Source organism: Pseudomonas sp. X4 (assembly GCF_040784925.1).
Classification (GTDB): Bacteria; Pseudomonadota; Gammaproteobacteria; order Pseudomonadales; family Pseudomonadaceae; genus Aquipseudomonas; species Aquipseudomonas putida_Z.
Genome location: NZ_CP160798.1, coordinates 725406 through 737822, shown reverse-complemented (window position 1 = coordinate 737822; position 12417 = coordinate 725406). Strand labels below are relative to the sequence as shown.

Here is a 12417-nt window from a genome sequence, read left to right as displayed (position 1 = left end):
CGCCTTGCGGCCCTATCGCCGGCAAGCCAGCTCCCACAGGATCACCACAGGCCTGGGCCTTGTGCAATACCTGTGGGAGCTGGCTTGCCGGCGAATGGCCCGCAAAGCGGGCCCCGGTTCTGTGGCAAACTGTTCCCGCCAAGGAGAACCCCATGCCCAGACCCCGCTGCGAGCGCTGCCAGCGCCCGCTCGACCATTGCCTCTGCCCACTGATCCCCGCACTCGACAGCCGCACCCGCGTAATCCTGCTGCAGCACCCCAGTGAAACTACCCATGCCCTGAATACGGCCCGCCTGGCCGCCCTTGGCCTGAACAATGCCGAGTTGCGGGTAGGCGAGGTATTCGATGACCTGAATGAATTGCTGGCGACCCCCGGTTACCGGCCAGCCCTGCTGTTCCCGGGTGACGACGCCCAGGAATTGGTGGCCTATGGCGAGACGGACGACCAACCCTTGCTGTTGATCGTGCCCGACGGCACCTGGCGCAAGGCGCGCAAGCTGTTGTACCTGAACCCGTTGCTGGAAGCGTTGCCGCGGGTGACGCTGGGCGCTGTCGCGCCTTCACGCTACCGCTTGCGCAAGGCGCCGGAGGCGGGGGCGTTATCGACTATCGAGGCGGTGGTGGGAGCGCTGAACGCGTTGGAGCAGCCTGCCTGTTTCGATGCGCTGCTGGCGCCGTTCGAGGCGTTGATCGAGGGGCAGATCAGGGCCATGGGTTTGGAGACGTTCCAGCGTAACCATGGTGCGGGGTGAGGTGGCAGTGAGGGCCCTATCGCCGGCAAGCCAGCTCCCACAGGCGCAGCGGCAGGGCTCAAGTTTGGGTTTCTACAGCTGGAACACAAAGGGTGAAGCTTGTGCTGTACCTGTGGGAGCTGGCTTGCCGGCGATGGGCCGCAAAGCGGCCCCGGCTCTCTCGAACCCGATCAACGCATATCAGGCAAACGTGCCTCGGTGCGTACTTCGGTGGTAGCCAGCGCTTCTGGCGGCAGCGAAATACGCTGCTTGGTCAACAGCTCGCCCATGGTCGCCAGCACGCGGTAGCGCGAGAACTCCTCGGTATAACGCACCTCGGTGTATCGGCGGTCGGCGTTGTACAGCTCGTTTTCACTGTCGAGCACGTCGAGCAGGGTACGTTGGCCCAGGCCGAACTGGTCCTGGTAGGCAGCACGCACGCGCTTGGTGGTCTCGGCGTATTCACGCGCAGTCGGCAGCTGCTTGCTGGCGTTGTTCATGGCGTTCCACGCCAGGCTCAGGTTTTCGGTCAGCTCACGCAGGGCGTTGTTGCGGATGTCCAGGGCCTGGTTGATCTTGTGCGCGTCGGACTGCAGGCGAGCCTTGTCGCTGCCACCGCGGAACAGGTTGTAGTTCATCTCCACGCCAGCTTGCCAGTCGTTGTTGTTGTGGCCTTTCTCGCCGCCGGTGTTGTTGTTGGCACCGGTAGCCAGAATGGCGTCGAAGCGAGGGTAGAAGGTCGACTTGGCCACTTCGTATTGCTGCTCGGCAGCATTCACGTCAGCCTGGGCAGACTTGATGTACGGGTTGTTCTGGCGCATGCCGTCGCGGGCTTCGTCGAGGGTGCCAGGCACCTCGCCCTTGATGGTCTGCGGGCTTTCCAGCTCGTCCGGCATGCGGCCGACGACGCTGAAGAAGTTGGCCTCGGCATCGGCCAGGTCGACTTCGGCGGTATCCAGGTTGTTTTCCGCCAGGGCGCGACGTGCGCGGGACTGGTCAAGGTCGGCGGTGCTGCCGACGCCGCGCTCGTTGCGCAGGCCGATCTGGTCGTTGACTCGCAGGTGGGCTTGCAGGTTGTTCCTGGCCAGGGTCACCAGTTCACGGCGCTTGAGCACTTCCAGGTACACCTCGACTGCACGCAGGGCGACATCCTGGGCAACGGCCTGGGTGTAGTAGGCGCGGGAGGTGGAGACTGCCTCGGTGCGGCCCACTTCATTCGAAGTGTTGAAGCCGTCGAAGATCATTTGCCGCAGGCGCAGCTCGGACTGGGTGTAGTTGAGGGTTTCCTTGTTGTGGTTGCCCTCGGCACGCGTCGTGGTGTTGTCCGAACGCTGGCGGCCATAGCCGGCGACCAGATCCACGGAAGGGTAGTAGCCACCACGCGCGAACTTCACATCTTCATCGGCCGACAGCTTGCTGTTGCGGTTGGAGCTGACCTGCGGGTGGTAGTCCACGGCGCTCTGGACAGCCTCTGTGATCGACATCGCCTGTACGTTGGCACTCGCCAGGGCCAACAGTAATGCACTGGTGATGGGGTTCAAAACGCGCATGGTACATCTCCCTGATCCTGGAATTGATCCTGCTGCTCGCCAAAAAAATGACGATAAAGTTATTACATATAGTGTTGCAGGTTTTTAATAACACAGCTAAGTACATTCAACGCGATAGATAAGAAGATTTCTTCATATCAAATTGCCACATAATATATAAATTGTCTAATAGGCTCGCGGAAGGACCCAGGGAATGGCAGCGGAAAAGTCCATGAAAGCCAATTAATACGGGGGTTTAACAGAGTTCCAGAATCATTTCGGATAAGGAGAATAATCGTTAGGCGAAATTGATATTTGGCGACAGAATATTGTCACTTTGGCTTGTGCAGGGTTTTCTGGCTGAGGATGTACAGGCTTACCAGTACGGCGCTGGTCAACATGAAGGTGCGCGCCCAGAACAGGGGCACCAGATAGCACGACAGGCCGATGCTGGCCCACATCAGGCCGATGGCGTAGACCTTGCCCTTGAGGGGGATGCCTTCACCACTGAGGTAGTCACGGATCCATGGCCCGAGCTTGGGGTGATGGACCAGCCAGTGGTGAAAGCGCGGCGAGCTGCGGGCAAAGCAGGCGGCCGCCAATAGCAGGAACGGGGTGGTGGGCAATACCGGCAGGAATATCCCCAACACCCCCAACGCGACGCTGAGCCAGCCGGTGGCCAGCAGCAGGTAGCGCACAGGCGACTTAGTGGTGGCGTGGCTTGAGCAGCGCCGGTTTTTCGTCTGGGGCATGCAGCAGCAGGAACAACGCCGTCAGCGCTTCGGGGATCTGTACGATCATGTCGTCCTGCAGGTTGGCGTTGCTGGCGATGTCGGCGAACTCCGGCTGCTCGTCGAACAGGCCCGAGCCGACCATGATCGGCAGCAGCATCTCGCTGACTTCTTCCTCGGCGTTCTCGAACCAGGCCTCTTCACGCAGGAATACGCCTTCCATGAAGCCGATGCACCAGCCGCGCAGGTCGGAATCGTCCGGCTCGTCGGTCAGGTCGAGGTCGCATGGCAGCTCGAACTCGTCGTCGCTGGCCAGCTGGCGGGCGATGTGCGCTTTCAGTGCCACCAGGGTAGCCTCGATCTCGGTGCGCTGAGCATCGCTGGCGTAGTGCGGCTCTTCAGCGAACAGGGCGTCGATCCACTCGCGCTCGGGCACTTCCTCGGCATTGATCGAGAGGGCGGTGAGGTAGCCGTGGGCGGCGACATAGTCCAGCGCTTCCTCGTGCAGCTCGTCGGCGTCGAGGAAGGCTTGCAGGCGGGTCAGTTGCTCGGCGAAGGACATTACAGGGCTACCTTGGGGAATAAACGATAACGAATTCTAGCACCTTGCGACGGCGGCGGGGTAAAGGGAACGTCTATCGCCGTGGTGTCCTGCGCGGGGCGGTGCTGCGGTATACTCCGCGATTTTTCATCCAGGGGCAGGGTTTGCCGGCTACCTGGCAAAAACCGCTTACGCATTTGGCGTGTGCGGGGCGGGTTTTTCGTCCAGCCTGTATCCGGGATGGTACGGCGATTTGTGGAGTTGCACATGCTCGAACAGGCTCAGCGCGTTCTCAAGGACGTCTTCGGCTACGACAGTTTCCGCGGGCGCCAGGCAGCGATCATCGACTGCGTGGCCAATGGCGGCGATGCCCTGGTGCTGATGCCCACCGGCGGCGGCAAGTCGTTGTGTTTCCAGGTGCCGGGGCTGCTGCGCCCGGGCCTGACGGTGGTGGTTTCGCCATTGATCGCACTGATGGACGACCAGGTCGCCACGCTCGACGAACTGGGTGTGCCGGCTGCTGCGCTGAACTCCACGCTGACCCCGGAGCAGCAGCGTGACCTGGCCGGGCGCCTGCGCCGTGGCGAAGTGAAGATGCTGTACCTGGCGCCCGAGCGCCTGGTGCAGCCGCGCATGCTCGACTTCCTGCGCGACCTGGATATCTCGCTGTTCGCCATCGACGAGGCCCACTGCGTGTCGCAATGGGGCCACGATTTCCGCCCCGAATACCTGCAACTGGGCCAGCTGGCCGAGCTGTTCCCGCATGTGCCGCGCATCGCGCTGACCGCCACCGCCGACATGCGCACCCGCGAGGAGATCGTCCAGCGCCTGCACCTGCAAGGCGCCGAGCGCTTCCTGTCGAGTTTCGACCGGCCCAACATCTTCTACCGCATCGTGCCCAAGGAGGCGCCGCGCAAGCAGCTGATGGCGTTCCTCGGCGAGCGCCGCGGCAACGCCGGTATCGTCTATTGCCTGTCGCGCAAGAAAGTCGACGAAACCGCCGCCTTCCTCTGTGACCAGGGCTTCCCCGCGCTGCCGTATCACGCCGGCCTGGCTGCCGAGACGCGTGCAGCCAACCAGCACCGCTTCCTCAACGAGGAAGGCCTTATCATGGTCGCCACCATCGCCTTCGGCATGGGTATCGACAAGCCCAACGTGCGCTTTGTCGCCCACCTTGACCTGCCCAAGTCGCTCGAGGCGTACTACCAGGAGACCGGCCGTGCCGGCCGTGACGGGCTGCCGTCCGATGCCTGGATGGCCTACGGGCTGCAGGACATGGTGATGCTCAAGCAGATGCTGCAGAACTCCGAAGGTGACGAGCGCCACAAGCGCATCGAGCAGCACAAGCTCGACGCCATGCTGGCCCTGTGCGAAGAAACCCGCTGCCGCCGCCAGTCGCTGCTGGCCTATTTCGACGAAACCCTCGAGCAACCGTGCGGGCACTGTGACAACTGTGTCGACCAGGTGCAGACCTGGGACGCCACCGAGCCGGCCCGTCAGGCGCTGTCGGCGGTGTTCCGCACCGGCCAGCGCTATGGCGTCGGTCACCTGGTCGATGTGCTGCTGGGCAAGGACACCGAGAAGGTGCGCAATTTCGGCCACGAGAAGCTCTCGGTGTTTGGCGTCGGCAAGGGGCTGGCCGAAGTCGAGTGGCGTTCGCTGTTCCGTCAGCTGGTGGCGCGCGGCCTGGTCGACATCGACCTGGAAGGCTACGGCGGCCTGCGCCTGTCCGACAGCTGCCGGCCGCTGCTGCGTGGTGAGGTGACCTTGCAGCTGCGCCGTGACCTCAAGCCGCAGACCACCGCCAGGACTTCGTCGTCCAGTGGCGGCAGCCCGGCCAGCCAGCTGGTGCGTGCCGAAGAGCGCGAACTGTGGGAAGCACTGCGTACCCTGCGGCGCAAGCTGGCCGAGGAGCACAGCGTGCCGCCCTACGTCATCTTCCCCGACTCGACGCTGCTGGAGATGCTGCGCAGCCAGCCGGTCAGCCTCAGCGACATGGCCCAGGTCAGCGGCGTGGGCGCGCGCAAGCTGGAGCGTTATGGCCAGGCCTTCCTCGAGGTGCTGAACAACAGCGGCGGCACCGACGAAGCGCCGAAAGTGGTACTCGACCTGCGCCACGAACTGGTCAGCCTGGCCCGTGCCGGCATGACCCCGGCGCAGATCGCCGGGCAGCTCAACTGCAGCGAGAAGAACGTCTACAGCCTGTTGGCCGAGGCGTTGGGCCGCCAGGAACTGAGCCTGGAACAGGCCCTGGACCTGCCGGAAGACCTGTTGATGGAAGTGCAGGATGCCTTCCTCGATGGCGAGGGCGAGCTGCCACCGGTATCGGCGATTGCGCCGCTGTTCGGGGCGCGGGTACCGGAGGGCGTGCTGTACTGCGTGCGGGCTGCGCTGGCGGCCGAGTTCGAGCTGTAAGTGACGACAGCATCGAAGGCAGAACTGCCATCTGCTGACCTTTGTCATGTTTTTTGACGATTATCGAACATTCCAGGGTGCCCGAGCCTTGCCTCGTGGGACGGGCCATGGTTAGCTGCCTAATAATTAGATCTGTTCAATGAGTTGCTTATGCCCCTGACCGACAACCAACACCGCTTCGGCATGCAGCTGGCCCAGATGTCCCGGGGTTGGCGTGCCGAGCTGGACCGCCGCCTGGCCGGGCTCAACCTGTCCCAGGCGCGCTGGCTGGTGTTGCTGCACCTGGCCCGTTTCGAAGAGGCCCCGACCCAGCGTGAGCTGGCCCAGAGCGTGGGCGTCGAAGGCCCGACCTTGGCGCGCCTGCTCGACAGCCTGGAGGCGCAGGGGCTGGTACGCCGGCAGGCGGTGCTGGAAGACCGGCGGGCGAAGAAGATTGTGCTGTGCCCGCCGGCCAAGCCACTGATCGACCAGATCGAGACCATTGCCAATCAATTGCGGGTAGAGCTGTTCACCGGGGTGGACGAGGCGGAGCTGCAGGTGTGCATGCGGGTGCATGCCAAGATCCTGGCCAACCTGGAGAAATCCTGAGGGGGCTGGGGGCGCTTTGCGGCCTTCAAGTTGCCGCTGTCCCTGTGGGAGCGGCTTTAGCCGCGAACACCGGCGCAGCCGGTGCCATGCACCGCGTCGCCTGCTTCGCGGGTGAACCCGCTCCCACAGGGATCTCACCGGCCCTGAAAGTGATGAAGCCCTAGAAGGTATGCCCAAGGTTCAGGTACACCGCCTGCTCATGCGCACTGTTGGCCCCGTAGCTCAGGTTCAACGGCCCCAACGGCGTCTCCAGCCCCAGGAAGATGCTCGCCGCATTGATGTAGCCACTGTCGAAATCGTTGTCGTTGTTCCACGCCCGCCCTCGCTCCAGCGACCCGCCGATGTACAGCGGGAAGTCCAGCGGCACGTAGGCCCGTGGTGTCAGGCGGCGGTAGTAGACCATGCGCATCAGGCTCACGTTCTGCCCCGACACCGAGTCCTGGCGGAAGCCTGACAGCTCCCGCGCGCCACCCAGCACGAAGCTCGAGGTCACCACTTCGGTATCATCCAGCGTGCGCCCGTAGCGCCCGCCCAGCACGAAGGTGTTCGGCCCGCTGCTGAGGGCCTTGTCCAGGTTGAACATCCACTGCCGGTAATCCTGGTCGGAATCCAGCGACTGGTCATACTTGCGCAAGGTCAGGCCGATATCCTCGCCGCTGTGCGGGAAGTACACGTTGTCGAGGGTGTCGAACGAGTACTTCAGCTCGTAGAAACCTTCGTTGAAACTGACCTTGGGCAGGTCCTGGTCGCCGATGCGTACCTCGGCCTCGCCCCAGGCCTTGCCCACGCCCAGGCGCACTTCGCCGTTGGTGCCGATCTGCCGCCCCACGTTAAGGCCAAAGCCGTAACGCTCCAGGCGGTACTCGGCCACCGGGTCGTTGTCCAGGGTGGCTTCGATGTTCTGCGAGCTGAAGTCCAGGTACGGCGCGATGAAGTAGCGCGAGCCCACGTCCAGCGGCTGGTAGAACTCGCTGTACAACTCCTGCTGGTCGCCGATCTGGCCACGGGTCAGCCATTCGGCGCCGAGGCTGTTGATGCCGTTGACCCGGTAGCTGGCGCCCAGGTTGAAGGCGCTGTCGCCGCGCAGGTCGTCCGACAGGTTCAGGCCCAGGCGCAGGTAGTCGGTGCCACCGCGTCGGCCGCGGGCGTTGATCACCAGGGTGTTGTCGTCGCCCTTGTGCACCACGCGGTACTGCACCCGGTCGAAGTAGTCCAGGCCGTACAGCGTGCCCATGTCGGTCTGCAGGCGGCCTAGCTCCAGCGGCGCATCGATCGGTTGGCGGATGTACGAGCGGATGACCTCGTCGCTGACCTTGGAGTCGTTTTCGATCCTGATCGCGGTGATCGTCGGCGTGCGTTGGCGCGGCGAGCGGGCCACGGCCAGGCTGCTGTCACCTTCGGGCTGGCGCAGGGCGGCAAGGCGCGGGTCAAGCAGGCGGGTGGCGCGGTAGCCGGCCTCGATCATTTCCCGGGCGCGGCCAAAGTCGGTGACGCCAAAGGCGGTCAGTGGTGGCTGGATGAGGATGTCGTCGCGGTGCAGGCTGGCCAGTTGTTCTTCCGAGTTGCGCCGGGTCATCAGGGTGATCGACTGGTTGAGCACATCGACCACCGTGGCCAGCTGCTTGCGGTCACGCAGCGGGGTGCCGATGTCGACCACGATGGCCAGGTCCACACCCATTTCGCGGGCGACGTCCACCGGGATGTTGTCGACCATGCCGCCATCCACCAGCAGCCGGCCATCCAGTTCGACCGGGGCGAACACCGCCGGGATCGACATGCTGGCGCGGATCACCTGGGGCAGGTGGCCACGGCGGAACACCACCTTTTCGCCACTGGCGATGTCGGTGGCCACTGCGCGGAAGGGAATGGGCAGCTTGTCGAAGTCACGGGTGTCGGCGGTGTGCGCCAGCTTGCTTTCCAGCAGCAGCGCCAGGTTCTGGCCCTGGATCACCCCCAGCGGCAGGCCCAGGCTGCCGTCGTCGCGAAAGCTGAGCTTCTGCTTGACCAGGAAGTCGCGGTCATCCTGCTTGCGCCGGAACGGCACGTCCTTGCGCGGCGGGGCGTCGGACAGCGCCTGTTGCCAGTCGAGGGTGGTGGCGAGTTTTTCCAGCTCTTCGACACTGTAGCCCGAGGCATACAGGCCGCCGACCACCGCGCCCATGCTGGTGCCGGCGATGGCGTCGATGCGCACGCCCTGTTCCTCCAGGGCCTTGAGCACACCGATGTGGGCCAGGCCACGGGCCGCGCCCCCCGACAGCACCAGGCCAACCTTGGGCCTGGCCGGTTCGGCGGCGAATACCGTGAGGGAGGTGAGGGTGAGCAGGAAACAGAACAGCAAACGGCGCATCGTGAGTCTCAAACCGTGGGCTAAAGACCGCTAGTATAAGCGGCCCCTCACCTGGAGATGCCTCACCATGGCCGACAGCAAACCGGAAATCGTCATCACGTATTGCACCCAGTGCCAATGGCTGCTGCGTGCCGCCTGGCTGGCCCAGGAACTGCTCAGCACCTTCACCGACGACCTTGGCCGGGTGGCCCTGGAGCCTGGCACCGGCGGTATCTTCCGCATCACCTGCAATGGCGTGCAGATCTGGGAGCGCAAGGCCGACGGTGGTTTCCCCGAGGCCAAGGTGCTGAAGCAGCGGGTGCGCGACCAGATCGACCCGCAGCGTGACCTGGGCCACAACGACCGCTGAATCAGGCGCCCTCGGCCAGCGGCCGCTGCCTGGGCGGTTGCTCGGCGGCCAGGCGGCTGGACAGCACGATGGCGAAGATGATCAGCGCGCCGCCCAGCAGCATGCGCAGGGTCGGGGTTTCGGCGAACACCACCCAGGCCACGGCAATGCCGTAGACCGGTTCCATGCCGAACACCACGGCGGCGGTGCGCGCCTTGATCACCGACAGGCTGGCGACGAACAGGCTGTGCGCCACGCCGGTGCAGAAGATGCCGAGCAGGGCGATCCACAGCCAGTCCATGGTGGCTACGCCGGCCAGGTCCGGTGCCGCGAACGGCAGCAGGCACAAGCTCACCACCAGGTTCTGCCACAGCGCCGCCTGCACTGCAGGCAGACGGCCGGAGCCGGCGCGGTTGGTGAGTGACAGCAGGGAGAACAGCAGCCCCGACAGCAATGACCAGAGCAGGCCGCCGGTGGCTTCACTGGCCAGGTCGAATGCCGGTGTGACCAGTACCAGGCCGATGCTGACCAGCAACACCAGCAAAGCCTCGTTGCGGCGGATGCGTTCGCGGAACAGCAGGCCTTCGAGGATCACGGTAAAGGCCGGGAAGCTGGCGAAGCCGAGGGTGGCGATGGCCACGCCGGCGACCTTTACCGCGATGAAGAAACTGACCCAGTGCCCGGCCAGCAGCACGCCGCCGAGCAGCAGGCGGCGGGCGTCCTGGCCGCTCAGGCGTTGCCAGCCCGGCCCGGCCAGGCTGGCGAACAGGGCCAGGGCGAGCACGGCGAAGGCGGCGCGGCCGAAGACGATGATCGCCGGGCTGGCGCTGGCGGCCAGTTTGCCGAAGACGCCGGTGAGGCCGAAGAACAGCGCGCCGATGTGCAGGGCGCCGAGGGCGGTGCGGTGGTTCATGGGTGGTCCTTGCTCAAGATCTCTACTGGCTGTGCCGGCCTCTTCGCGGGTAAACCCGCTCCCACAGTTACTGCACCGCTTTTGAAGCTTGCGCAGTACCTGTGGGAGCGGGTTTACCCGCGAAAGGGCCGGCACAGGCAAAGTGTATAGGCACAGGCAAAGGCGGTCTGTCGCAAGACTGGCGTCAATTGTCGCCAGACTCTCGCCGCAAAGCCAACGGCGTACACCCGAACGCCCGCAACATCGCCGCCGAAAACGCACTCTGCGAGCTGTACCCCACCTGCGCCGCAATCTCCCCCATCGGTAGCAAGGTCTGCATCACCAGCCGCCGCGCCTTGAGCAAGCGCCGCTGGCGAATGTAGTCCATCGGCGTCATCCCGCATTCCGCGGTAAAGCGCGCATGCAGGCGGGCACTGGACAACCCGGCGATGCGCGCCAGGTCAGCCACTTGCAGCGGGTAGGCGGCATGTCGCTCGATATGCGCATCGAAGGCGGCATAGGGCAGGCGCTGGCTGGCTGCGACGCTGGCTGCTGCCGTGGGGTTGAGGCTGGCCAGCAGCAGCGCTGCCCCTTGCCGGGCAATCAGCGGGTCGTGCATGGGGCTGGTCGCCAGCCAGTCCACCAATTGCTGCTGGCGCTCGTCCAGGCCCAAGGCGGCGGGGCGGTCGAGCAGGCGGCGGCTGGCGTCGGCATGTTCGCCCAGTTGCTCGCGCAACCAGTGGTCCCCTGGTACATCCAGCACCAGGCAATCGCTGCCGCCATCGCTGGCGCAGGTGTGATGGGCGCCCGCCGGTACCACGATCAGCCCCTGTCGATCGATCCCGGCGCCATGCCCCTGCACCTCGAACTCCAGGCGCCCGCGCAGGCCGAACACCAGTTGCGGGTGTTCGTGGCTGTGGGCGATCAGGCTGTCGCGGTAATGGCGCAGCGAGAGGATCGGGCCGGCGGTCATGGGGAGAGTCGTCCTCGCAGGGCAGAACCGCATTGTGCCTCATTCCCTGCAGTCCATCACTCGTAACGGTTTTGCCACTGCGCTGTCATCCGCGCCTGTCAGTCTCCAGCAAACTGCGCCGGAGCCCGCCCATGACCCATGCCGAACTGTCCCGTCCCTCGCGCAAGCAACGCGTGCGTACCCTGTGGATTTCCGATGTGCATCTGGGTACCCGCGACTGCCAGGCCGAACACCTGTCGCAGTTCCTCAAGGGCTACCAGGCCGACCGCATCTACCTGGTGGGCGATATCATCGATGGCTGGAAGCTGCGCGGCGGAATCTATTGGCCTCAAGCCCATACCAACGTGATCCGCCGCCTGCTGACCATGAGCAAGCGCGGCACCGAGGTGATCTACGTCACCGGCAACCATGACGAATTCCTGCGCCGTTACTCCAAGCTGATGCTCGGCAACATCCAGCTGGTGGACGAGGCCGAGCACCTGACCGCCGATGGCCGCCGCCTGCTGGTGATCCATGGCGACCAGTTCGACGTGATTACCCGTTACCACCGCTGGCTGGCGTTCCTCGGTGACCGTGCCTACGAGTTCACCCTGGTGCTCAACCGCTGGCTCAACCACTGGCGTGCCCGCTATGGATACGGCTATTGGTCACTCTCGGCGTACCTGAAGCACAAGGTCAAAGGCGCGGTGAACTTCATCAGCGACTTCGAGGATGCCATTGCCCACGAGTGCACCCGCCGCGGTTTTCATGGGGTGGTGTGTGGGCATATCCACCATGCCGAGATTCGCCAGGTGGGGGAGGTGGAGTACCTCAATTGCGGGGATTGGGTGGAGTCGTGCACGGCGCTGATCGAGCATTGGGATGGCACGATCGAGCTTTATCGGCTGGCGGAGGCGCAGGCGCGTGGAGCGCAGGCAGCGGCGGCGGTGCGCGAACCGGCGTAGGGGTTGAGGGCCAAGGGGGCTGCCTTGCAGCCCTTTCGCGACACAAGGCCGCTCCCACAGGCCGCAAAGCGGCCCCAAAAAATCTACAGGCTGATCTTGCCCAGCAGGATATCCCTGAACATCACGAAATCCCCGATCAGGCTATACAGCGGATGGGTAAAGGTCGCAGGTCGGTTCTTTTCGAAAAAGAAATGCCCGACCCAGGCAAAGCCGTAGCCGAACACGGGCAAGGCCAGCAGCAACAACCATTTGCCACTGCCGATGATAAAGGCCAGCAGGGCTATCACCAGGCTGGTGCCGACGAAGTGCAGGCGGCGGCAGGTGGGGTTGCTGTGCTCCCCCAGGTAGTAAGGGTAGAACTCGGCAAAACTGCGAAACTGCGCTGTGCGGTTCATGAC

At 64.4% G+C, this 12417-nt stretch carries 12 protein-coding genes; 5 read left to right on the top strand and 7 right to left on the bottom strand.

Going from position 1 to position 12417, the window contains the following annotated elements:
* The first annotated feature begins 152 nt into the window (after nt 1–152).
* Nucleotides 153–752 carry a tRNA-uridine aminocarboxypropyltransferase gene (locus ABX298_RS03235; RefSeq protein WP_085691676.1) on the top strand — a complete coding sequence of 200 codons (600 nt, stop codon included), beginning with the start codon at nt 153–155 and terminating at the stop codon, nt 750–752.
* A 170-nt stretch (nt 753–922) separates the two neighbouring features.
* Here the strand turns inward: ABX298_RS03235 and ABX298_RS03230 are convergent, their stop codons facing one another.
* The 3 genes from ABX298_RS03230 to ABX298_RS03220 all read right to left on the bottom strand — a co-directional run bounded on the left by ABX298_RS03230 (nt 923) and on the right by ABX298_RS03220 (nt 3553).
* Entirely contained in the window at nt 923–2281 is a 1359-nt protein-coding gene (locus tag ABX298_RS03230) for a TolC family outer membrane protein (RefSeq protein WP_075045977.1), read from the bottom strand.
* Nucleotides 2282–2592: 311 nt separating this feature from the next.
* The gene (locus tag ABX298_RS03225; RefSeq protein WP_162276778.1) at nt 2593–3012 is read right to left on the bottom strand and encodes a YbaN family protein; all 420 of its coding nucleotides are present in this window, start codon (nt 3010–3012) and stop codon (nt 2593–2595) included.
* Nucleotides 2966–3553 (bottom strand): YecA family protein, encoded by a 588-nt coding sequence (locus ABX298_RS03220; protein WP_025340148.1) that lies wholly within the window; start codon nt 3551–3553, stop codon nt 2966–2968. Before ABX298_RS03220 ends, ABX298_RS03225 begins: the two co-directional genes overlap by 47 nt.
* Before the next feature lie 246 nt (nt 3554–3799).
* Between ABX298_RS03220 and recQ the strand changes: the two genes are divergently transcribed.
* Entirely contained in the window at nt 3800–5947 is a 2148-nt protein-coding gene (gene recQ, locus ABX298_RS03215) for a DNA helicase RecQ (RefSeq protein WP_085589121.1), read from the top strand.
* 150 nt (nt 5948–6097) lie between these two features.
* Nucleotides 6098–6535, top strand: coding sequence for a MarR family transcriptional regulator (locus ABX298_RS03210; RefSeq protein ID WP_013973685.1), 438 nt, complete (start codon nt 6098–6100; stop codon nt 6533–6535).
* Nucleotides 6536–6695: 160 nt separating this feature from the next.
* On the opposite strand, the gene ABX298_RS03205 is transcribed toward ABX298_RS03210, so the two are convergent.
* Nucleotides 6696–8882 (bottom strand): patatin-like phospholipase family protein, encoded by a 2187-nt coding sequence (locus tag ABX298_RS03205; RefSeq protein WP_238066738.1) that lies wholly within the window; start codon nt 8880–8882, stop codon nt 6696–6698.
* Nucleotides 8883–8949: 67 nt separating this feature from the next.
* Between ABX298_RS03205 and ABX298_RS03200 the strand changes: the two genes are divergently transcribed.
* Nucleotides 8950–9231, top strand: coding sequence for a SelT/SelW/SelH family protein (locus tag ABX298_RS03200; RefSeq protein ID WP_025340145.1), 282 nt, complete (start codon nt 8950–8952; stop codon nt 9229–9231).
* Between the two features lies 1 nt (nt 9232).
* On the opposite strand, the gene ABX298_RS03195 is transcribed toward ABX298_RS03200, so the two are convergent.
* Together ABX298_RS03195 and ABX298_RS03190 are read right to left on the bottom strand one after the other, a co-directional pair.
* Nucleotides 9233–10123: a DMT family transporter gene (locus ABX298_RS03195; protein WP_367394069.1), complete on the bottom strand. Its 891-nt coding sequence runs from the start codon at nt 10121–10123 to the stop codon at nt 9233–9235.
* A gap of 184 nt (nt 10124–10307) precedes the next feature.
* On the bottom strand, nt 10308–11075 hold the full coding sequence (locus tag ABX298_RS03190) for an AraC family transcriptional regulator (protein WP_367394068.1): 768 nt from the start codon (nt 11073–11075) through the stop codon (nt 10308–10310).
* Between the two features lie 131 nt (nt 11076–11206).
* Here ABX298_RS03190 and ABX298_RS03185 point away from each other — a divergent pair, with 131 nt between their 5' ends.
* Nucleotides 11207–12019 (top strand): UDP-2,3-diacylglucosamine diphosphatase, encoded by an 813-nt coding sequence (locus tag ABX298_RS03185; protein ID WP_317409066.1) that lies wholly within the window; start codon nt 11207–11209, stop codon nt 12017–12019.
* A gap of 83 nt (nt 12020–12102) precedes the next feature.
* Here the strand turns inward: ABX298_RS03185 and ABX298_RS03180 are convergent, their stop codons facing one another.
* Nucleotides 12103–12414, bottom strand: coding sequence for a DUF962 domain-containing protein (locus tag ABX298_RS03180; protein WP_274079294.1), 312 nt, complete (start codon nt 12412–12414; stop codon nt 12103–12105).
* Between the last annotated feature and the right edge of the window lie 3 nt (nt 12415–12417).